The sequence below is a fragment of the Flavobacterium sinopsychrotolerans genome (assembly GCF_900110375.1).
In the GTDB taxonomy this organism is placed as follows: domain Bacteria; phylum Bacteroidota; class Bacteroidia; order Flavobacteriales; family Flavobacteriaceae; genus Flavobacterium; species Flavobacterium sinopsychrotolerans.
On record NZ_FODN01000001.1, the window covers coordinates 208,877 to 231,650 of the forward strand.

The window sequence follows — 22,774 nt, forward strand, 5'->3', positions numbered from 1 at the left end:
TAAAAAAAACATATACTATTTGTAATAAGCACTTTATAAATAAAATTAATTTAAAAAATTAATTAAGGATAAATTTGTCTTTTATTGAAAATAATGATTATTTTTGTCTAAATAAATTTTAATAGAAAACAGATCATATGGAAACTTTAGAGAAAATAACAATCGGAGAATACGTTGCAAAAGATTTTAGAACCGCGGCAATATTTTCAAAATACGGAATCGATTTTTGCTGCAAAGGCAATCGAACAATCGAGGAAGCTTGTGAAAAAAAGAATGTTGATACGGATCAATTAATGGACCAGATCAACACGGTTTTGGCAACCAAAAATGACAGTACTATAGATTTCAAAATTTGGCCTTTGGATTTATTGGCCGATTATATTGAGAAAACGCATCATCGTTATGTGGAAGAAAAAACGCAAATTTTGCTTCCTTTTTTAGACAAACTGTGCAAAGTACATGGTGCAAATCATCCTGAATTATTCGAAATCAATGAACTCTTTATTGGTTGTGCAGGCGAATTAGCGCAACACATGAAAAAAGAAGAACTGATTTTGTTTCCTTTTATCAAAAAAATGGCAAAAGCAGCGCTTACCGAGGAACCAATTGCGAAACCACAATTTGGAACTGTAAAAAACCCAATTGCCATGATGATGGAAGAGCATGAAGCCGAAGGAGATCGTTTTGTAAAAATAGCAGCACTAACCAATAATTATACGCCACCGGCCGATGGTTGCAGTACGTTCCGTGTGACTTATGCCATGCTAGCTGATTTTGAGCAGGATTTACACAAACACATCCATTTGGAAAACAACATTTTGTTTCCAAGCGCTATGCTTTTAGAAAAAAAATTCGCCGAACAAGAATAAAAATAAACCCAAAGACTCTAACCTTAAATCATCACATGCTATGGAAAAATATGTTATCAAAAGAAACGGCGAATACAAACCTTTTGAAAATTTTAAAATAAAAGACGCTATTGAAAAAAGCTTTCAGAGTGTTTCCATACCATTTGATGAAATTCTTTTCGAAAAAATTATTCAGGATTTACAATCCAAAGAAACTTGGGCCGTTGAGGAAATTCAGGATTTAATCGAGAAAAACCTTTTTGAAAAACAGTATTTCGAAGTCATGCGTTCCTTTATGTTGTTTAGACATACGCGCAAATTGCAACGCGAACATGTAAATGGCTTGAACGAAGACACCACTTATGTTGACAGCACGCAAACCATTGAAGAATATATTGAACAAACGGATTGGCGCATCAATGCCAATGCCAATACCTCCTACTCTAATGCGGGATTGGTCAACAATGTTGCCGGAAAAATTATTGCTAATTATTGGCTCGACAAAGTATATACCAAAGAAGAAGGATATTCGCATCGCAATGGCGACATCCACATTCATGATTTAGATTGTTTGACCGGATATTGCGCCGGTTGGAGTCTGCGGGTGTTACTTAACGATGGTTTTAATGGCGTTCGCGGACGCGTGGAAAGCAAAGCGCCTTCGCATTTCAGAGAAGCTTTGGGACAAATGGCGAATTTCCTTGGGATTTTGCAAAGCGAATGGGCCGGAGCACAAGCCTTCAGTTCGTTTGACACGTATTTGGCTCCCTATGTTTTCAAAGATGATTTGTCTTTTGAGGATGTCTTGAAAGCAGTTCGCAGTTTTGTTTACAATTTGAATGTTCCGGCTCGTTGGGGACAATCACCTTTCACGAATATCACTTTGGACTGGGTCGTTCCCGATGATTTGAAAACCCAAATTCCGACGAAGAACGACTATCATTTTTTCGAAAATAATTTTGACTATGACCTTTTATTGCAAGCCAGGGAAAGAGGCGTTACAAAAGTAACCGAATTGCGTTACGAGCATTTTCAAAAGGAAATGAACCTCATCAACAAAGCGTATTACACGGTAATGACCGAAGGCGATGCCAACGGACAACCGTTCACCTTCCCTATTCCAACAGTAAACATTACCGAAGAATTTGATTGGGATGGAGAAAACACCGATTTGCTCTTTGAAAATACAGCGAAAATTGGTTCTTCTTATTTCCAGAATTTCATTGGAAGTCAATATATTTTGGATGAAAATGGCAATAAAACAGAAAATGAAAACGCGTATAAACCCAATGCCGTTCGCAGTATGTGTTGTCGTTTACAATTGGATTTAAGAGAATTGTTAAAACGTGGAAACGGACTTTTTGGAAGTGCAGAAATGACAGGAAGTATTGGCGTAGTGACCATTAATATGGCACGTTTGGGCTATTTATTCAAAGGAAATAAAGCAGAATTATTCAAACAATTAGATCGTTTATTATATATTTCTAAATCTACTTTAGAGAAAAAAAGAGTATTTATCCAAGAAATGTACGACCGAGGTTTGTATCCGTACACGAAACGGTATTTACAGCATTTCAGAAATCACTTCTCGACCATTGGTGTAAACGGAATGAACGAAATGATTGCGAATTTTACCGAAAATCAAGATGCTATTACTTCATCGTCAGGAATCGAATTTGCATCAGAAATCTTGGAACATATTCGGAACCGAATGAAAGAATTCCAGGAAGAAACCGGGAATTTATACAATCTGGAAGCCACACCGGCCGAAGGTACCACCTACCGATTTGCCAAAGAAGACAAAAAACGCTTCCCGAACATTTTACAAGCCGGACAGGGCGACAATATTTATTACACCAACAGTTCCCAGATTCCGGTGGATCACACGGAAGACCCTTTTGAAGCGTTGTTTTTACAGGACGAATTGCAATGTAAATATACCGGCGGAACAGTTTTACATTTGTATATGAGTGAAAAAATCAGTTCTCCAGAAGCCTGCAAACAGTTTGTTAAGAAAGTAATCTCCAATTTCAAATTGCCATACATCACCGTTACGCCAGTGTTTAGCGTGTGTCCGGTTCATGGTTATTTGAATGGCGAGCACGAATATTGCCCAAAATGCGATGAAATTCTAATTGAAGAAAAAAAGTTTAAAGTTGAGTAATTAAAAAAGTTTAAAGTTTAAGGTTTAAAGTTGAGCAGCTAACCTGAAACCTTAATTTTCTTAATTTCTTAATGGTTCAAAAAAAATCTCAATTTTAAAATTTAGTCTTTATAGAAAAACTAGTGACGTCAAAACTTTAAACTTTAAACCTTTTAAAAATATGAAAACAACCAACCCGATTTTAGAACAAAACCAACATTTGAGAACCAAATGTTTAGTGTACACAAGAGTAATGGGCTATCATAGACCCGTAGAAAGTTTCAATATTGGAAAAAAAGGAGAACACAAACAGCGCACTCATTTCAATGAAGGAAAATGTTAATACTCCCATTTACAGCATAACGCCTTTCACTTTATTAGATTATGCGCATAAATCAGCTTGCATTCTTTGGTTTGCAGGCTGTAATATGCGTTGTTTGTATTGCTACAATCCTGAAATAGTAATGGGAAAAGGAACTATTTCATTCGAAAAAGCGCTTACTTTTCTTCATTCCAGAAAAAATTTATTGGACGCGGTAGTTTTTAGCGGAGGCGAATGCCTGTTGCATAAAAACAGTATTCAACTCATAACCGAAGTCAAAAAAATGGGCTTTTTGGTAAAAATTGATACCAATGGTTCACGACCTGAGGTTTTGCAACAAATACTTGAAAATGAATTGATCGATTATGTGGCGCTGGATTTTAAAGCCATGCCTGTTCATTTTGAAAAGATAACACAGTCCAATCTTTTTCTGCCTTTTGAAAAATCGTTGCGTTTATTAGTAGAAAGTGGGCTCCCGTTTGAAGTTCGCACCACGGTACATTCGGATTTGATTGATACGAATCACATGCAAGCGATGATACAGTATTTAGAGCAGCAAAACTATCAGGGAAATTACTATATTCAGCATTTTGTAAATGGAGTAACAACGTTAGAGAAATTGGGCTATTCTGTTAGGGAATTGGAAAAGGAAAATCTTTCTACCGCACGTATTAAAGTACATTTTAGAGGTTGATTCTAAAGTAGAGTTGCTGACAAAAGCGTATCTTTAAAAACAAATAAAATTTTACATGAACCATCATTTATTGTTAATTATCCATCTTTTAAGTGCCACAATTTGGGTGGGCGGCCATTTGTTATTGGTCTTTGGCCATTTGCCGCAAGCCCTTAAAGAGAAAGACCCAAGCATCATTCTAAATTACGAAAAAAAGTATGAGCCTGTAGGAATGACAGCCTTGGTTTTACTGGTCATTACGGGAATTTTAATGGCTTATAAATACGGCGTTAGCATCGAATATTGGTTCCAGTTTGCCACTCCTATTGAGAAAGTGGTTTCTACAAAATTACTTTTATTGTTCTTGACGGTAGCCTTCGCCTTGAGCGCACAGTTCAGGGTAATTCCCAAACTTAAAAATAATCCAGACAAGTTGCCTGAAATGGCTTTTCATATACTATCCGTTACGATAATTGGCGTATTGATGCTCATTTTTGGCTCTTTCATCCGTTTTGGCGGGTTTTAAATTTATACCTTATGATATCAAATAAACCATTAAAAAGAGCTCCGGAATTACAACCTTTAAGTCACGATCATCATCATGGTTTACAATTATGTTGGAAAATACGAACTGGTTTTTCGAAGCAAATTGAACCCGATCGCATCAAAAAATATTCGGACTGGTTTTTTAAAACGCATTTGAAACCTCATTTTGAATTGGAAGAAAAACATGTATTTCCCATTTTAGGTACAGAAAACGACCTTTTAAAACGAGCGATTACAGAACATCGTCGTTTGAAACGCTTATTCAAGCAAACTACCGATATAGAAAAGTCTTTAGGGCTCATAGAAGAAGAACTAGAAGCACATATTCGTTTTGAGGAACGCATTTTATTTGTTGAAATCCAAAAAATAGCCACCCAAGACCAATTGGCTAAAATCAAAGAAATTCATACCGAAGAATCTTTTGTAGAAAAGGACGATGATCCTTTTTGGATTTAAAAAATAGCCAACCCAAAGAATAAAGGATAGCACTTATTTCTATAAATTTGTAAAAAAATAATTATGTTTTCTAAAACCTGTGAATACGGAATCCGAGCCACCATTTTTATAGCATCAGAATCCTATCAAAATAATAGAGTTGGGCTTAGAGATATTGCTAAAAAAATAGATTCGCCCGAGGCTTTTACGGCCAAAATTTTACAAATACTATCCAAGGATAATATCATCCATTCTATTAAAGGCGTTGGTGGCGGATTTGAAATCCCAAAAGAAACCATGAGCCAAATAAAACTATCGCAAATAGTAACGGCACTAGATGGAGATCGCGTTTTTACCGGTTGCGGTCTGGGATTAAGTCATTGTTCCGAAGATCATCCTTGTCCGGTTCACGATAAATTCAAGTCCATCAGAAATGAATTGGCTTTCATGCTCGAAAACACCAATCTGGAAGAATTAGCAATGGGAATAAAATCAGGCGATACTTTCTTGCGGTATTAAGCAAAAGTAATCTTATATTTTACAAAACTGTTTTGTGACATAATAGCTAAGATTTCAGATGGATTCTAGCCCCTTTATTTGTACTTAAACAAGTTACCTAGAACTGTATCGTACAAAATAACAACAACAAACAGAATGAAAATAATAACTTGGAATTGTAATATGGCTTTCCGTAAAAAAGCGGAATTTATTCTGACAGAGCAGCCAGATATTCTAATTGTGCCTGAATGCGAACATCCTGACAAATTGATTTTCAAAAATGATATAGCTAATCCGACAGACCTATTTTGGTTCGGACAAAACCCAAACAAAGGGCTTGGAATATTTTCATATTCAGACTTTAAGATTGAACTTCTAAGTATTCACAATCCTGACTTTAAATATGTTTTACCATTATCCGTAAGCAACGATGAAATCGAGTTTACAATTTTTGCAATATGGGCTCAAAAACCTAAAAATCACGATTGCTATACAGAACAAATTTGGAACGCAGTTCATTTTTATAGCGACTTGTTGAATAATGAGAATATAATTCTTGCAGGTGATTTTAACAGCAGTTCAATTTGGGACAAGCCAAACAGAATTTATAACCATTCTAACCTTGTTGAACTTTTGAAAAATAAGAATATATATAGCACCTACCATAGTTTCTACAATCAGGAACAAGGAAAAGAAACTGCTTCAACTCTATTTATGCATAGAAAAATTGATAGACCATATCACATTGATTTTTGCTTTGCATCGAATAATCTAATTAACAAAATTACAAGTGTACAAATCGGAGAATATGAAAATTGGACTAAATATAGCGACCACAAACCTGTAACTGTAATATTTGAAATATGACGACAGAAATCGCAAGCTCCACAAAGTTTCCCTCTCATTAAAAATTTTCTCATTAAGGCTGCGCAAATGTCTCTAAATTTACGCAATTTCCTGAATCCAAACTATCAAAATTACACTTATAAAATTTCTATTTTTTAAAACCAAAAGCTAACATTTATCATATTTTCTGATTTTTTTAGCATGTAGCTTTGGTAAAAATAGTAATCATGCAATTCTGGAAAAAAATTACCCCCACAGAAAGGCAAATTCGCATTCAAAAAGCATTAGGCGAGAATGTAAATTTTTCTCATGATGCCTCTTTGGGGTATCCTGCATCCAAGTTAGATGGAAAAGTATTCAATGAAGAAGCTCAATTTCTAAAAGATGCGCCCATTTTACAAACCTATGTTGCCAATCCCAATCATATTGGCTGCCATACTTTTGGCACTTCTGAAAAAGCTTTTAGAGGAACACAGGAAATAGAACGGGAGGTTTTGAATGTGCTCGCCGTTGATGTTTTTAAAGCTGAACCCAATTCTTTTGACGGTTATATTGCTCCTGGTGGCACCGAAGCGAATATTCAGGCCATTTGGATGTATCGCAACTATTTCATTAACAAACTGAATACCAGTCTGTCCGAAATTGCTATAATAGCTTCAGAAGACACCCATTATTCCATTCCGAAAGCAGCCAATCTATTGATGCTGGATTGGTTAAAAATCCCTGTTGATTTCGAAACCCGCACTATTGATATATTCGCGCTAGAAAATAGCATTATCAATGCTAAAAAACGAGGAAAAAAATATTTTATCGTAGTTTCAAATATGGGAACGACGATGTTTGGCGCGATTGACAACCCGAATGATTATGTTGAAATTCTCGAAAAACACGACTTAAAATACAAATTACATATTGATGCTGCTTATGGTGGTTTTGTATATCCTTTTAGCAATAAAGCCTCCGAAATCAATTTTGAAAACCCAAAAATCAGTTCCATCACCATTGATGCACACAAAATGCTTCAGGCTCCTTATGGAACGGGAGTTTTTATTTGTCGAAAAGGATTAATCGAAAATGTTTTGACAAAAGAAGCCGAATATGTCGAAGGAATGGATTTGACGCTCTGCGGAAGCCGTTCTGGTGCAAATGCCGTAGCGGTTTGGATGATATTATTTACGTACGGCCCTTTTGGATGGTGTGAAAAAATTCGGATTTTACAAATGAGAACAGAATGGTTGTGTGAACAATTGGATGCGTTACACGTGAAGTATTTCAGAGAACCTTTCATGAATATTGCAACCATTCAAGCCGAATATATTACACCAGAATTAGTGAAAAAATTCGATTTGGTTCCCCAAAAACACGACGGAAATAATCAATGGTACAAAATTGTAATTATGGATCATGTCGAAATAGACCATTTGATGGCTTTTATAACAGACTTAAAAACTACACTTCAACAGAAAAACGAAATTGTTCCAGTGTGATGCACTATAAAATCTGCTTCTAGAATTTGAAGTGGGAATGCATAACAAATGATGCTTTTTTTAAAACTTAACTAATGAAAAATCTTAAAGAGCGCATACTGGAATTGAAAAAAGAGAAAAATGCGGTTATTTTAGCCCATTATTATCAAGAAGCCGATATTCAGGATATTGCGGATTATGTGGGTGACAGCTTGGGATTATCACAAGAAGCCATGAAAGTGGATGCCGATATCATCCTTTTTGCAGGCGTACATTTTATGGCCGAAACTGCCAAAATATTGAACCCGACAAAGAAAGTAATTCTACCCGATTTGAAAGCAGGTTGCTCATTAGCAGAATCGTGCCCGCCGGATTTATTCAAAAAATTTATTGATGAACATCCCGATCACATTGTCATCACATACGTGAATTGTTCCGCCGAAATTAAAGCGTTGAGTGATATTGTCTGTACTTCATCAAATGCTTTGAAAATAGTGGAATCCATTCCCAAAGAAACGCCTATTATTTTTGCACCGGATAAAAATTTAGGAAAATACATCATCAGCAAAACAGGAAGAGACATGCAGCTTTGGGATGGTTCTTGTGTGGTTCATGAAGCTTTTTCGCTGGATAAATTAATCGAAGTCCATAAACAATATCCTGATGCAACCATAATAGCACATCCCGAATCGGAAACACATATTCTGCAAACAGCAAGCTATATTGGTTCAACAGCAGGGATGATTGACTATGTAAAAACAAATCCGAACAATCAATTTATTGTGGCTACCGAAGCGGGAATTTTACATAAAATGCAACAGGAAGTCCCGCATAAAACATTGATTCCGGCTCCTGCAAAAGAGGATAATACCTGCGCTTGCAGCGAATGTGGCTACATGAAAATGAATACATTACAAAAAGTATATGATTGCTTGCTTACTGAAAGCCCAGAAATTGATGTCCCTGAAAATATTAGAAAAAAAGCCTTAGTTCCCATTGAACGAATGCTTGAATTATCAAAATAATGATTGCTACAAATTACTTAATCATTGGTTCTGGCGTGGCAGGATTGACTTTTGCCATAAAAATTGCAGAACGATTTCCTGATAGAAAAATCACGATAATTACCAAGTCGAACGAAGATGAATCCAATACAAAATATGCACAAGGCGGGATTGCCATTGTCACTGACGAAACCGAAGATTCGTATCAAAAACACATTGACGACACCCTCATTTGCGGAGACGGTTTGTGTGATGTTGATGTCGTCAAAATGGTCGTCACTGAAGGCCCGAAACGATTGAAAGAGCTCATTGCGTGGGGTGCCAAATTTGATAAAACGGTCAAAGGAAATTTTGATTTAGGCAAAGAAGGCGGCCATTCACGCAACAGGGTGGTACATCATAAAGACCAAACGGGTTATGAAATTGAACGTGCCATTTTAGAGCAAGTGCATCAAAAAGAAAACATAACCGTTCTGAATCATTATTTTGCACTTGATTTGATAACCCAAAACAATCACTGTTTTGGCGCTTATGCCTTGCATGAAAAAACAAACGAAATTATCCCATTCCAATCTGATTTTACGGTGCTGGCCACTGGAGGAATAGGTCATCTTTATGGTCATACGACCAATCCGGTTATAGCAACTGGAGATGGTATCGCCATGGCTTTTCGTGCAAATGCAGCCATCAAAGACATGGAGTTTATTCAATTTCATCCTACCGCTTTATATGATGCTTCAGCAGGATCTAAATTTTTAATTTCGGAGGCAGTTCGAGGTTTTGGAGCGTATTTGCGTACCCAAAAAGGACTTCGGTTTATGATGAATTATGATGAAAGGGGCGAATTAGCATCTAGAGATATCGTTTCGCAAAGCATTGATTTGGAACTAAAAAAATCAGGAGACGATTGCGTTTATTTAGATTGTACTCATCTGAATTTAGACGCTTTTATCAAGCACTTTCCCATGATTTATGAGCGTTGCAAAAGCATAGGGATTGATATAGCAAAAGACTGGATTCCCGTGGTTCCCGCACAGCATTATTTGTGTGGCGGAATTACAGTTGATAAAAACGGAAAAACATCTATAGAAAATTTATTTGCCTGTGGCGAATGTTCCCGTACAGGATTGCATGGCGCCAATAGATTAGCCTCTAATTCCTTGTTGGAAGCGCTCGTATATTCAGAGAAAATTTATGATTATTTGGCGCATGTTTCTATTGAGAAAAGCCAATTCAATGGGATTATCTCGAATTGGGAATCCACTGAAAAACCTAAAATCAGTTCAGATTATTTGGCTAAAATGAAAGCCAAATTACAGCTTTTGATGCGTCAGAATGCAGGAATTGTGAGAAATGAATTGGATTTACCGAAAGCCAAAGAACAGCTTTTACATTGGAAAAATGAAATGGAAGAAATTATTAAAACCCATCAAATTAGTGTTGCACTGTACGAATTACTGAACATGATTACAATTGGGAATTTAATTGTGCAGCACTCCATTGAACGGAAAGATAATCGTGGTGGTTTTATGAAAATCAATGCTTTATAGGAAATATAGAAATAATTTTTTTTACTTAAAAAGCAGTAACATTCTAAAAAAATTATTCCGAACTAAGAGCCTTTTTAAACTTTAAACAGGCTAATAAAAAATAAAAAAATCGGCTTGAAAATCAATCAAGCCGATTTTTTATTATGCCAATTTTAATTCTGGAATCTCAAAAGCAATAAGTTCGCTTTTATAAATATCGAATTGACTCAGAATCTCATTTTTAGTGCTTTCGAAAAAAGGAATTTTTGAAAATAAATCTTCATAATATCCGATTCCTAGTAGCAAATTATTTTTAAACGAATTCCATTTTTTAATTTGTCCCAAAGTTATTTCTTCAGTAACCGCTGAAATTTCATTTTTCAGATAATCCAAATACATTTTTAACTCTTTCACAAATAGATTTGGTCGATCAGTAACCGTCAATACAGATGCGTTTCCATAAATATGCTGCACCATTTTAGACAGTGAAACTTCTTTATCAAAATAAGCCATATTGGGTCCTGGACAAATGATTACACCCTGCGCCTGCCCTTTTATCTTAATGTCATTTTCAAGATAGGAAGCATTGGCTAAACCCACACAAAGACAGGCTTTCTCCGTAATACTATTTTTCTTTTTTTCGAAAATTTCAGCAGTTAAAATATCTTTTTCAAGCAGTAATTCTTCCAGTTTCAAGTCTTGGTATTTCTTGGAAGACGTACAAATTCCTTTCGCATCGTATTCTTTGCTTAACGCCAAAAATCGTTTTGGACACGAACTTCCTGCTTTGCTTTCCTCAATTCGTTTCAATTTCAATTTTTCATTCGTCGTTCCACGCAACGTATTGAAAGGAATTCCCAACGGCGAAATATGACTTAAATACAAATCATCTTCTTTGGCTCCAGCCAATAATGCTCTGGTGTGTTTATCAACCGAAGTGGCTTCAGGAACCAATAAAAACGGCGAACCCCAACCCACAGAATCCACATCATAATGATCCAATAGAAAATCGTGTTCTTCAGCAGTTCCTACGCCGCCTTGAACCGTGATTTTTAAATCCAACGGTCGTTCCGGAACATGCATTTCTTTTTGTCCCAATGCTTTCACCATCAACTCATGTGCAGATTGAATCAATTGCTCTTTTTTCTGTTTGAATTCTTCTAGAATCGGTCCCAACAAATAGCCTTCGGTGGCAAAAGCGTGTCCGCCACAATTCAGTCCGGATTCAATTCGATATTCAGAAACCCAAAGTCCTTTTTTAGCTAAAAAATTCCCTTGAATCATTGCCGAACGAAAGTCACTTACTTTCAGCGTGATTTTCTTTTTCAGTGCATTATTCGCATCCGGAAAGAAAGCCGAAAAACTTTCGAAATAGCTGTATAATCTTGGATTCATCCCTGCCGATAAAACAACAGATGATTCTAATGTACTGTTCACAAACCCGCGCAATGCGGCATGCGCGTCATTAAAAATAATGGGCAATTGTTCATCTTTGATGAAATTATCCTTATCCAATTTGGTCATAATATTCACATCAATATCACCCGGATAAAGATTTTTCTCCAGATAATTTTTGATATTTTCTTTGAAAGCGAAACCGTCTTCCATCAAGTTTTGCAAACCTGCTTTAATCTCTGATTTGTTGGGCAGCATAGCGATGTAATTTTCCAAAGCGGATTTACTTTCCGATAATTCCGTTTTGAAATTTTCGAATTTTTCCTTAACGATTTTGTCTACCAAATTCAGATAAGAAGTAATGCGTTCTGCACGATAATCATGTATTTTTTGGGTAATTTCCTGATACGGCAAATCAAATTTCTTGCTGTAAAAAGCATTCATTTTTTCGATAAGCTCATCATCCATAATTGAAATAACGGATGAAATACCATACTTCGCCACTCGTATCGGACTATCAATCGTATAAGCAAGTCCCATAACCGGGATATGAAAAGTATGGAGTGGTTTAAGTGTTGTCATGCTAAAATGATTTAAATAAATAAACCACAAAAGTCGAGAAACTAAAAACTATAAAAACTGATAAATATCATACGCTATGATACTTTAATAAAATACTTTAGCCATTTTATAGCACTATTTTGAGATTATTTCAAAATCAACACATTTTACACTTTTCTAGTATGATTACAATCATAATATTGTTAAATTTATAGAAATTATATTTGCAGCAATTGCAAATATGCGTCCTAAAAAACACATTCTTAAATCCACTTTAATTATGCAAATAGACATAGATTTACTTTTTTCTTGGGGTGCTGTTGCGAAAAAATACAAAAAAAACGAAGTAGTTTTTAATGAAGATGAAGTGGCTCATTTTTATTATCAAATTATTGATGGAAGCGTGAGAATGTTTAATTCAAATGACGAAGGAAAAGAGTTCACGCAAGGACTTTTTTGTAAAGGAGAGAGTTTTGGTGAACCTCCATTGTTTATTGACCAACCGTATCCGTCAAAAGCAGTTTGCATTCAAGATTGTACCATTATGAAGTTATCAAAAGATAAATTTTTGAAAATTCTGGATGAATATCCTTTAATTCAAAAATCATTTTTGGTTTTACTTGCCAATAAAATTCATTCAAAATCCAATACTTCAAAAGAGATCATCAACCAGAAACCGGAGTTTAGAATTCTTGCTTTTTTGAACACACACAAAAGAAAATCGGAGTGTAATGACCAAAAAGTATTAATTCCTTACACACGTCAGGAAATTGCAAATTTTACCGGTTTGAGAGTCGAAACGGTGATTCGGGTTTTTTCGAAAATGAATGATTGCAACAAAGTTGACATCATCAATCACAAAATATTTTATTAAAAAAAAATGAAATTAAACATACAATTCTGGCTAAAATTTTCGTTGCTAAATCTATGTATTGTCGCCTTCCTTGGGGTTTTAATGCGTTATAAAATTGGTTTTGAATTCCCTTATTTCAATCAAAAAAACATATTACATTCCCATTCCCATTTTGCATTTTCAGGATGGATCACCCATACTTTGATGACGTTGATGGTGTATTATCTTCAGAATAAAACTGCCAACTTTCAAGTACATAAATACCGAAAAATACTCATAGCCAATCTAATTTGTTCTTATGGGATGCTGATTTTCTTTATTATTCAGGGCTACGGAATGATTTCCATCTTTTTCTCAACAGCATCGATCTTGGTTTCCTATTTTTTTGGCTATTATTACATCAAAGATTTAAGAAAACTGGATGCTGATTTTGCTGCAATAAACTGGCTTAAGGCCGCCTTATTTTTTAATATTATTTCTTCTTTCGGAACTTTTTACTTGGCTTACATGATGGCAAGTAAAAATGTCATTCAGGATTTGTACTTATCATCTATCTATTATTTTCTCCATTTTCAATATAACGGTTGGTTTTTCTTTGGTTGTATTGGTTTGTTTTTTGGCTTTTTAAATCTAAAAAAATCAGAACATTCCTTTTACGAAACTTCCTTTAAGCTGTTTGCTGTTTCTTGTATTCCTGCCTATTTTTTGTCCACACTTTGGTTGGATTTACCCGTTTGGCTTTACACAATCTCTGTCTTTGCAGCAATAATTCAGGTTTTTGCATGGTTTAAACTTCTTTTAATTTTAATACAAAAACAAAAAGAGTATCTGAAAAATTTCGCTTCATTGTTACGCTATATTTTACTCTTTTCCTGTTTGGCATTAAGCATAAAATTCATTCTGCAATTGGGTTCAACAATCCCATCTTTAAGCCAGCTTGCCTTTGGCTTCAGACCAATTGTAATCGCCTATTTACACTTGGTTTTATTGGCGGTAATCACGTTGTTCTTGTTGTTTTACATCTATGCCAGTCATCTGATTATTATCAATAAAAAGATAAAAATTGGCTTGGTTCTATTTTCCGTTGGCGTTCTATTAAACGAGTTGGTTCTCGCCATTCAAGGTGTCGCATCGTTCACTTATACTATTATTCCGTATGTGAATGAACTTCTTTTCGTTGTCGCCTTACTCTTGCTTTTAGGAATCGGGTTTACTACTTATTTTTCTATCAAAAAAGTTAAAAACAACCCGCCTTTATGATTGAACGCATAGAATAAACAATTGATAATTAAGTACTTTGCTATATAAAACCAAAATAACCTTAATTATGAAAAAATCAATTCAATTAGTAGCCGTCGTTTGTTTCTTTACCATTTTTGGTTGTAAACAAAATAGCGAAGCTCCATCTGAAACAACAACAGAAAATACAGCAACTCAAGGTCCTGGACAGTCTGCCGTGGTTGACGAAGCTTCTAGTCCAAATATCGTTCAGACAGCCTCCGGAAGCAAAGATCACTCCACACTTGTAACAGCCGTAAAAGCAGCAGGATTAGTGGATGTATTGAGCAATGCCGGACCGTTTACCGTTTTTGCACCAACAAACGCTGCTTTTGATAAACTCCCAAAAGGAACCGTTGAAGGATTATTAGAACCTGGAAAAAAAGATGATTTGAAAAACATATTAGAGTATCATACTTACGTAGGAAATCTAAAAACAGAGTACATGCAAGACGGGCAGGAATATGAACAAGTAAATGCCGGAAAAATAAAAATCACCAAAGTAGGTGATAAAGTATTTGTAAATGGTTCCGAAATAGTAACTTCAATCCCAACATCAAACGGAATTATACACGTAATCAATGATGTTTTACTTCCAAAAAAATAATATTATTAATTCATTTTGCCAGATTGAAAAAAGCGTAAACTAAAATAGTTTACGCTTTTTTTATGCTTTTCAACCTATTGTTTTGTACATCAATACCCCCGAAATATTCATAGCTCTTTGTTTGATTTCTTCAGCTTTTTCTCCTGTGAATAACTCATCAACAGTTTCATTAAACAAGGCATTCCAATGCTGAAAATGAGCTTCTTTCATTTCACTTTTTTGATGCAACTCTTTGTGCTTACTCATCGGGTTTCCGGTATAATTCCCTTTCGAAAACATAATATTTTCCCAAAAATCATACATTTTAGGCAAATGCTCTTCCCAATTCACCTTGGCTACATCCGTAAAAAAATAACCGATTTTAGTATCTGTTTTTATTTTACCGTAGAAAGCGTTTATCAGCTTCTCAATGTCGTTTCTGTTCTTTATATCTGTTTTCATTTTTAGATTTTTTAGCCTTTAAACAATAAACACAAACTGTCTTCCATTGCTTCAACGGAATGCAAAACTGCTACCTGAATTTCTTGTTCGTCATAAAGAAAGAGTTCATTTTGTTGGTTCTCCTCTTTATAAATCACGTTTCCTTTTATCACCAATAATTTGGCAGGAACATCCGTTTTATGCTCCTTGAGAATCATTCCTTTTTTGAAAGCAATCACCATTACTTTACTGCAAGAAGTATTTTGAACCACTTGCGCCACTGGATTAGCGGCATTTTCTAGTTTTTGAAGTATATCTTTAAACATTATAAATCTTTGTTTTTAAATTTAATTAATGAAATGAAAAATGGAATAATAATCCACAAACAGAGCAGCGAAAAAGAAAGAAGCAGTCCCAATGATGTCCCGAAAAAATCTTTGAAAATTGCTCCGGTATATCCCATCATCGCTGAAACGTCCAGATGCAAAAGGATTTGAATTCGGGCTAAATCTATTGGACTGAACGCCGTAACTACAATCATTGCTTTCTCGATTGGATAATCTGAAAATTGAAACAGCAAATACAAAATTATTCCATCAAAAAGCAGTGCAAAATATAACCAACCCATGATGGCAATACCTATTCCTTTTGCCTTGTCTCTGGTCAGTATCGAACTTAAAAATGCCAAAGCCACGAAGACCAACGTAATCAGACAACCTATGATGAGCATCATTATGCCAACGCTATCCGGCGCATTGATTAAAAGCGGAATTCCGGCACCAATAAAAAAGGCTAAAACCATTGCTAACGAAAGTCCGAGAAATAAACTCAACCAAATTTTCTTGCGTTTAATGGGTTGGCTTAATAAAAGCTCAATAAACTCTGTACTATTATACAAATAAATCGTGGCAAAAAGAATGGAAACTAGCGGAACCGTGAATAAAATTATATTCAAAATGGTAAGCAATCCTTTGGCAGAATTATCTTCCAGCCCAAATGAACTCCAGGAAAGAATGGCTAAAATAAGCGTGTACGCCAGTATAATCTTGTTCTTTAAAATGTCTAGAAAAATGATTTTAATGATTCTGTTCATTGCTTTTGTTTTTTAGAATTTTGGCAATTGCTTTGGATATTTTTTGTTCGTTTGTTGATTCCAATAAACCCGCGATACTTTGATGAAAATGCACTGTTCCGTCTTGCATGTAAATAATTTGCGTAATCAAATCATCTAATTCGCTCAAAAGGTGAGAAGTAATCAAGATGAGTTTTCCCTTTTCTTTTTCTTTTATAATTTTTTCTTTCAATATTTCAGAAGCCAATGGATCTAATCCCGCTGTAGGTTCATCTAAAATCAACACCTCTGGATTAAACAAAAAAGCCAGCGTAGCACTTACTTTTTGCGTTGTTCCACCCGAAAGTGTCCGCATTTGTTTGTCGACTATTTTTTCGAGTTGAAATGCATGGACTAAATCCTCATCTAAAACCTGATCCGAATTTCGAATTTTTTTTATCATTTCGATGATTTGCCCAACTGTCATGTAATCCGGATAACGCCCTATTTGGGGCATGTAGCCTATTTGTTCCCGATATTTAAATTCCTTTAAAATTGATTTTTCATTGAATAAAATATCGCCTTTAGAAGGAATGACCATTCCCAAAATACTTTTTATCAAAGTCGTTTTTCCACAGCCATTCGGACCAATTAGAGCAATGCATTCTCCTTTTTTAAAAGAAAGATTGACATCATTTAAAACCTCTAATTTTCCAAATTTTTTATATATATTTTTTATTTCAATCATAATGGTAATGAATGCATTAATGGCGAATTGTCAATGAAATTATCTGGGGTTATACTGGGCAACACTTTTTCGGATTTATCCAAAAGTGTAATCATAAAACTCCGGAACAGCAACATCGCCGAGGGATTATTTTCAACTAAAACTGCAAATAAACTCAATGGATGATACGGCACATCGCCGACACCATTTTTGTCTAAATCATATCCTTCGTATTTATCCCAATAATTGGTATTGAACTTGTTTAAAACTAAACTTCCGTTAGTTCCCATATCAAAAGTATTCCCAATAAAATTATTATTTACGATTTCATTATCTACGCAACTGGCCTGGATTTTCATCGCCCAACCGTTGGCTTCAAATACATTTTTTTCAATTCGAATTCGATTGGTTCCTTCCATGTGAATTCCAGAAGTGTTTTTAGAAAATTTATTTCCAATGATGTAGCTGTCCGTGATTTCCTTAAGGAATAATCCATAAGCGCCATCACCCCAATTTTCTTCGAAATAGTTATTGAACATCTTGACATTTTTGGTAAACATTACCGCAACGCCGGCACCGTTATTCTTGAAAATATTGGTAATATACGCGTCGTCATTAGAGAACATAAAATGCAAACCATACCGAATATTGTTAGTTGAAATATTTCTCCAGATAACGGAATTGGTCACAAATTCAAAATAAATCCCATCCCGGTGACCAGAAATAGTGTTGGCGATAATTTGGAGATTTTCACTTTTCCAACAATGAATTCCGTTGCCTATTTGCTGTTCTTCTTTGCCATATGCTACAATGGTATTGTTTTTTATCAGGCAGTTTTTCCCATTTTGGATATAAATCCCAAAGAAATTATCATCTAGAATATTATTCTGAATAACAACATGGCTTTTATTGTAGACTTTAATCGCGCAGGGATCTTCGAGTGAGGCATAACCAGATTTTATTACTTTAAAACCTTGAACAACCACACTATCCGCTTTAATGGAAAGTACTTCATACTTTTTTTGTCCATCTAAAACCGGATATCCTTTACCCAGAAAAACAATTCTTTTATCAATAACAATATTGCCTTCTCGATACACACCTTTATGAACCAAAATCGTGTCGCCTATTTTAGCCAGACTAATGGCTTTTTTTATTGATTTTACAGGTTTATTAGCACCTACTTCAATCACATGCGCATGAAGGAATGAAGAAAAAAACAGAAATATGTAGAGGAGTTTTTTCATTATTTTTAAAATTAAACCATCTGAATTTAATTAAGAAAACACACTGTTCTTAATTTTTTACTGATTCAAAAAACGACTGGTTTATTTTGTACTTACAGCTTCCCAAGTAACTGGTTTTGCTTTTAATTTTATTCCAAATTCCTTTGCCTCATTTTCAGAAGAAAAAGCAATAATTCCGCCCCTCATAGGGCTTTGAACAGTTCCTCCAGAAAGGAAGAAAGCAGTTTTGGCAGGAATTAAAACATTGTCTTGCGTATAATCATTCACATAATGAGCCGTCATTTTTGTATTGGAATTTTCTTTTCCATAATGTATCATACACATGATGTCGTCAAATTTGAAAACTCTGCCTTTTTCACTAATCACTTCTGCCGCATATTTACCATCGGCGATAGTCATTTTACAAAAATCGCACGTATCAACATTCAATTTAATGGGAACCACTTCTGTTTTGGCACAAGAAAAAAAAGATAAAGATAAAAAGACAAACAAAGCTGTTGTTGTACTTGATTTTTGGAATTTCTGTAACAGATTAGTCTCTTTGATAACCAATAAAAACAATAAAAATCCCGAAGCAATTAACATCCATCCTCCAATATCCGGAATAGAATACGCTCCAAAATTCAGGAGTTGTTTGTATCCTATTAATGGTGGCTGATACGACATTCCGGGTACTTGAATAGCGGCATTTGGATCCAGATTATGTCCGTATTCATAGTTCCATCGGTAAAAATCGACTCCTGCTAATATTCCAAAAAGAATAAACGAAATGAACAAAGCATAGAGTCCTTTTTTTTTGGCAACTACCGCAACTGCCAAAGCACACAATGCAAAAAAACCAATAATATAAGGCAATACGGTAAACTCTATAAAATCTTCTTTATGTAGGGTTTTCATGCCAATGTAATGGTTTAATCCATTAATAATCTCGACATCACCACCAATTTTATTAGCATGCAACTGCAATACTAAACCTTCAGGATATTGAGGAGCTGACAATTCAATTCTCCACATTGGAACAAAAACAGATGACACTAATAGCACCATCACCAACAAAAGCATCACTTTTGAAAGCGTTGAAATTTTTGGATTATTCATGATTTTTTTATTAAAAAAGGGAACAAACTAGATAATTTGTTCCCTCTTGAATTTGAAGTGATTCTTATTTAGCCGGCATATTTGTTCCTAAGCTAAACGTTAGGGGAACACTACTTCCCGTTGGAGAAACTCGCAGATATCCTGACATTTCCTGATGCAGCGCACTACAAAAATCAGTACAATAGAAAGGAAATATCCCTACTTTTTTTGGTATCCATTTCAAAGTGGCTGTTTCACCCGGCATGATTAACAACTCGGCATTATCAGCACCTTTTATAGCAAATCCATGGGGTACATCCCAATCTTGTTCTAAATTAGTGACATGAAAATACACCTCATCCCCTACTTTGACCCCTTCGATATTATCAGAAGCGAAGTGAGAACGTATGGAAGTCATATAGACATGAACTTGGTTTCCTTTTCTGATTACTTTAGCTTCTTTTTCTCCTTTGGCAACAAAAGGGTGATTGTTTTCTTCGATTTTATAAAATTTCAACTGACCATTGTTTCTAATCAAATCAGCTGGAGCAGATTGTGCATAATGCGGTTCTCCAATAGTTGGATAATCTAACAGAAGCTTCATTTTATCCCCACTAATATCAAACAATTGTGCCGCTTGCGCTAATTCCGGTCCTGTTGGCAAGTATCTGTCTTTGGTGATTTTATTATAAACGACCATGTATTTTCCAAATGGTTTTTTACTGTCTCCACCAGGAATAGAAAGATGTCCAGGAGAATAATAAACAGGTACTCTGTCCAAAATTTTCAATGATTTAATATCCCATTTCACCACTTCTGAAGAAACAAAGAAAGTTGTATACGCATTCCCTTTTCCATCAAACTCAGTATGCAAGGGTCCTAATCCCGGTTTTTTAACCTCACCATATAAAGCAGCCTCATATTTGATAACCGGAATACCTTCATATTCGCCATCAAATTGTTTTTTTGCAATAGCATTTTTCATTTTGTCAAAACTAAAAACAGGAATTAAAGCAGCTAATTTTCCGCTGCCTATGATGTATTCTCCAGTAGGATCTACATCACATCCGTGAGGTGATTTTGGACAAGGAATCATGTAGCAAATGTCTTTTAACACTTTAGAATCTAAAACTAATACTTCAGTTCTCATTTCAGATTTTGCAGTATGTGTTTTTTCATCCCACGTATTATGTACGTATTTAGCTTTTACCTTTTTCCCTTTTCCAGCTTTAATGTATTCTTCAGCTTTTTTCCAGTTTACCGCCATAATATAATCTTTGTCATTCTGTGAAGCATTCACTTCCAGCAAAGTATTGGCTTGTTCTGTATTGTAACAAGAGAAGAAAAACCAACCGTGAGATTTACCTTTACCGGCATGACTTAAGTCGAAATTTACTCCCGGCGCTTCAATTTGGAAAGCAATATCCATCTGACCTTCCTTCCCTACTTTTACAAAACTCAAATAGCCTTTGAAATTTTGTTTGTAGGTATTAATAGGCACATCTCCATTAGCATTATCCGTAGGAACGCTGAATCGGGTTCCTGCCACCACATATTCTGTATTTTCAGTAATAAATGGAGAAGAGTGGTTTCCCGCACTATTCGGTAATTCAATTATTTCAACCGTTTTGAACGTTTTCAAATCAACACGGGCAATTCTGGGCGTGTTATTGGCATTGGCAAAAATCCAACGACCATCAACTTCACCATTGGTTTGAGATAATTCTAAATGGTGCTGATCATCCCAAGGCACGTAACCGTGAGAAGTATTCAACATTGGTTTCGTTTCTTCGCTGTATCCGTAACCACTTTGTGGATCTTGAGAAAATATTGGAACTACTCTCAACAATCGTGCACTTGGCAAACCATACACACTCATTTGTCCGCTAAAACCACCTGAAACGAAATTATAGAATTCGTCATATTTTCCCGGAGCAACATAGACTTTTTGAGCTGCGTCACCACCTACGGCATCTGCAGTATCTTTAGGTCTGCAAGAGCCAAAAAATGCACTAACCAAAACTATGGCAAGACTTGATTTTATAAATATATTGTTCATTTTATTTAAATTAAATTTATTTATAAAATTATTTTACTCCGTCATTTTTACGCATAAATTCCAGTAAGTTTCTTGCATCAATGTCTGTCAGGGCTTGGTTTGGCATACGAACCAAACAAAGTTCCAGTTGCGCTTGAAGTTTTGGATCTTTATCAATCATTGGATCTGGATTAGTGATAAAGTTCATAATCCATTCTGGTTTTTGTCTTTCAGTAACTCCTTTCCATCCCGGACCTACTAATTTCTCATCGGTCAATTTATGACAAGAAGAACATTTAACGGATTGGATTTTTTCTCCTTCGGCAGCCATTGCTGCATCCAATTTATCGCCTAAATCTACTGAGGTGTGTTTTCCAATACCTCTGTTTGGATCATACGCAACTGCATCCGTTGGGTTAGTCGCAGATTCCTCAGAAGGTGCGGCAGTATCTTTTGAAAAGTCATCATTAGTTTTGGTTTTATCACCACATGAAGTTAACATTACGAATGCAACTACAAAAAAAGTTAATTTGTACATAGAAATTGTTTTTAGAATTGTTTAACAAATTTGCGATTAGATTAGCGCATTAATTATGACTGGAATCATACTTAATCAAGTATTTTTTTGATTTTTTACTTCTAATTAGAGAACTAAACGATAAACTTTTGTTAACGATTAAACTTTTCAAACCTATCCTTGTCTTATAGCTATAAAACTTAAAACAATACAAATGAAAAAATTATTTATCGTTGCATTATTAGTTGTCGGAATGACAAGCTTTGCACAAGAAAGAAAAGCAAGACCAGAGAGAGCTCAAATGGAGCAAATGACTCCGGAGCAAAGAAACCAATTGCACTTAAAAAAGATGACTTTGGAATTAGATTTGAATGCTTCACAACAAAAAGAAATGAGTAAAATCATTGCGGAACAAAGTGCAAAAAGAGAAGCTAGAATGGCAGAACGAAAAGCAAGTAAAGATTCGGCTAAAAAACAACTTACTGCTGACGAACGTTTTGCTAAAAAAAGTAAAATGTTAGACGAGCAAATTGTGATGAAAGAAAGAATGAAAAAAATTCTTTCAGCAGACCAATACAAAAAATGGGATGACATGAAAGGGAAAAGACATCACGGAATGAAAAAAAGAATGATGCACCATAAAGATGGAAAACCTGCAGAAATGAGTGATAAAAAATAATCCGTTTACTTAAA

General features: G+C 35.1%; 24 protein-coding genes. 15 read left to right on the top strand and 9 right to left on the bottom strand.

Annotated features, from left to right (window positions below; genetic code table 11):
* Positions 1–137 precede the first annotated feature (137 nt).
* The 11 genes from ric to nadB all read left to right on the top strand — a co-directional run bounded on the left by ric (position 138) and on the right by nadB (position 10,331).
* Positions 138–869: an iron-sulfur cluster repair di-iron protein gene (gene ric, locus BMX64_RS00910; RefSeq protein WP_091164874.1), complete on the top strand. Its 732-nt coding sequence runs from the start codon at positions 138–140 to the stop codon at positions 867–869.
* A gap of 40 nt (positions 870–909) precedes the next feature.
* Complete coding sequence (locus BMX64_RS00915) at positions 910–3,012, top strand: ribonucleoside triphosphate reductase (protein WP_091164887.1); 2,103 nt, start codon at positions 910–912, stop codon at positions 3,010–3,012.
* 160 nt (positions 3,013–3,172) lie between these two features.
* Positions 3,173–3,334: an anaerobic ribonucleoside-triphosphate reductase gene (nrdD, locus tag BMX64_RS15545; protein WP_073203594.1), complete on the top strand. Its 162-nt coding sequence runs from the start codon at positions 3,173–3,175 to the stop codon at positions 3,332–3,334.
* Positions 3,318–4,007 carry an anaerobic ribonucleoside-triphosphate reductase activating protein gene (locus BMX64_RS00920; protein WP_091164891.1) on the top strand — a complete coding sequence of 230 codons (690 nt, stop codon included), beginning with the start codon at positions 3,318–3,320 and terminating at the stop codon, positions 4,005–4,007. The genes nrdD and BMX64_RS00920 overlap by 17 nt, the downstream gene beginning before the upstream one ends.
* 55 nt (positions 4,008–4,062) lie before the next feature.
* On the top strand, positions 4,063–4,512 hold the full coding sequence (locus tag BMX64_RS00925) for a CopD family protein (RefSeq protein ID WP_091164897.1): 450 nt from the start codon (positions 4,063–4,065) through the stop codon (positions 4,510–4,512).
* 11 nt (positions 4,513–4,523) lie between these two features.
* The gene (locus BMX64_RS00930; protein WP_091164898.1) at positions 4,524–4,988 is read left to right on the top strand and encodes a hemerythrin domain-containing protein; all 465 of its coding nucleotides are present in this window, start codon (positions 4,524–4,526) and stop codon (positions 4,986–4,988) included.
* Positions 4,989–5,051: 63 nt separating this feature from the next.
* Positions 5,052–5,486 carry an RrF2 family transcriptional regulator gene (locus BMX64_RS00935; RefSeq protein WP_091164899.1) on the top strand — a complete coding sequence of 145 codons (435 nt, stop codon included), beginning with the start codon at positions 5,052–5,054 and terminating at the stop codon, positions 5,484–5,486.
* 135 nt (positions 5,487–5,621) lie between these two features.
* Positions 5,622–6,332, top strand: a complete 711-nt coding sequence (locus tag BMX64_RS00940; RefSeq protein WP_091164901.1) for an endonuclease/exonuclease/phosphatase family protein — start codon at positions 5,622–5,624, stop codon at positions 6,330–6,332.
* Positions 6,333–6,538: 206 nt separating this feature from the next.
* Positions 6,539–7,798, top strand: a complete 1,260-nt coding sequence (locus tag BMX64_RS00945; RefSeq protein ID WP_091164904.1) for a pyridoxal phosphate-dependent decarboxylase family protein — start codon at positions 6,539–6,541, stop codon at positions 7,796–7,798.
* A gap of 74 nt (positions 7,799–7,872) precedes the next feature.
* Positions 7,873–8,802: a quinolinate synthase NadA gene (nadA, locus tag BMX64_RS00950; RefSeq protein ID WP_091164907.1), complete on the top strand. Its 930-nt coding sequence runs from the start codon at positions 7,873–7,875 to the stop codon at positions 8,800–8,802.
* Positions 8,802–10,331 (top strand): L-aspartate oxidase, encoded by a 1,530-nt coding sequence (nadB, locus tag BMX64_RS00955; RefSeq protein WP_091164918.1) that lies wholly within the window; start codon positions 8,802–8,804, stop codon positions 10,329–10,331. Before nadA ends, nadB begins: the two co-directional genes overlap by 1 nt.
* Before the next feature lie 141 nt (positions 10,332–10,472).
* On the opposite strand, the gene BMX64_RS00960 is transcribed toward nadB, so the two are convergent.
* Positions 10,473–12,287: a hypothetical protein gene (locus BMX64_RS00960; protein WP_091164928.1), complete on the bottom strand. Its 1,815-nt coding sequence runs from the start codon at positions 12,285–12,287 to the stop codon at positions 10,473–10,475.
* Positions 12,288–12,546: 259 nt separating this feature from the next.
* On the opposite strand from BMX64_RS00960, the gene BMX64_RS00965 reads away from it, so the two are divergent.
* From BMX64_RS00965 to BMX64_RS00975, 3 genes are all read left to right on the top strand, one after another.
* Positions 12,547–13,140, top strand: a complete 594-nt coding sequence (locus BMX64_RS00965) for a Crp/Fnr family transcriptional regulator (RefSeq protein ID WP_091166511.1) — start codon at positions 12,547–12,549, stop codon at positions 13,138–13,140.
* 6 nt (positions 13,141–13,146) lie between these two features.
* Positions 13,147–14,379, top strand: a complete 1,233-nt coding sequence (locus BMX64_RS00970) for a hypothetical protein (protein ID WP_143056042.1) — start codon at positions 13,147–13,149, stop codon at positions 14,377–14,379.
* 67 nt (positions 14,380–14,446) lie between these two features.
* Positions 14,447–15,004, top strand: a complete 558-nt coding sequence (locus BMX64_RS00975; RefSeq protein WP_091164934.1) for a fasciclin domain-containing protein — start codon at positions 14,447–14,449, stop codon at positions 15,002–15,004.
* A gap of 69 nt (positions 15,005–15,073) precedes the next feature.
* On the opposite strand, the gene BMX64_RS00980 is transcribed toward BMX64_RS00975, so the two are convergent.
* From BMX64_RS00980 to BMX64_RS01015, 8 genes are all read right to left on the bottom strand, one after another.
* Positions 15,074–15,445 (bottom strand): group III truncated hemoglobin, encoded by a 372-nt coding sequence (locus BMX64_RS00980; RefSeq protein ID WP_091164938.1) that lies wholly within the window; start codon positions 15,443–15,445, stop codon positions 15,074–15,076.
* A gap of 11 nt (positions 15,446–15,456) precedes the next feature.
* Positions 15,457–15,750 (bottom strand): cupin domain-containing protein, encoded by a 294-nt coding sequence (locus BMX64_RS00985; protein ID WP_091164941.1) that lies wholly within the window; start codon positions 15,748–15,750, stop codon positions 15,457–15,459.
* Positions 15,750–16,517, bottom strand: coding sequence for an ABC transporter permease subunit (locus BMX64_RS00990; RefSeq protein WP_091164947.1), 768 nt, complete (start codon positions 16,515–16,517; stop codon positions 15,750–15,752). The genes BMX64_RS00985 and BMX64_RS00990 overlap by 1 nt, the downstream gene beginning before the upstream one ends.
* Entirely contained in the window at positions 16,501–17,223 is a 723-nt protein-coding gene (locus tag BMX64_RS00995; protein WP_091164950.1) for an ABC transporter ATP-binding protein, read from the bottom strand. The genes BMX64_RS00990 and BMX64_RS00995 overlap by 17 nt, the downstream gene beginning before the upstream one ends.
* Positions 17,220–18,449 carry a nitrous oxide reductase family maturation protein NosD gene (locus BMX64_RS01000; RefSeq protein WP_091164954.1) on the bottom strand — a complete coding sequence of 410 codons (1,230 nt, stop codon included), beginning with the start codon at positions 18,447–18,449 and terminating at the stop codon, positions 17,220–17,222. The genes BMX64_RS00995 and BMX64_RS01000 overlap by 4 nt, the downstream gene beginning before the upstream one ends.
* Before the next feature lie 81 nt (positions 18,450–18,530).
* On the bottom strand, positions 18,531–19,547 hold the full coding sequence (locus tag BMX64_RS01005) for a nitrous oxide reductase accessory protein NosL (protein ID WP_244273188.1): 1,017 nt from the start codon (positions 19,545–19,547) through the stop codon (positions 18,531–18,533).
* Positions 19,548–19,611: 64 nt separating this feature from the next.
* The gene (gene nosZ, locus BMX64_RS01010; protein WP_091164956.1) at positions 19,612–21,585 is read right to left on the bottom strand and encodes a Sec-dependent nitrous-oxide reductase; all 1,974 of its coding nucleotides are present in this window, start codon (positions 21,583–21,585) and stop codon (positions 19,612–19,614) included.
* Between the two features lie 28 nt (positions 21,586–21,613).
* Complete coding sequence (locus tag BMX64_RS01015) at positions 21,614–22,102, bottom strand: c-type cytochrome (RefSeq protein WP_091164959.1); 489 nt, start codon at positions 22,100–22,102, stop codon at positions 21,614–21,616.
* Between the two features lie 193 nt (positions 22,103–22,295).
* On the opposite strand from BMX64_RS01015, the gene BMX64_RS01020 reads away from it, so the two are divergent.
* Positions 22,296–22,760, top strand: a complete 465-nt coding sequence (locus BMX64_RS01020) for a hypothetical protein (RefSeq protein ID WP_208630801.1) — start codon at positions 22,296–22,298, stop codon at positions 22,758–22,760.
* The last annotated feature ends 14 nt before the right edge of the window (positions 22,761–22,774 follow it).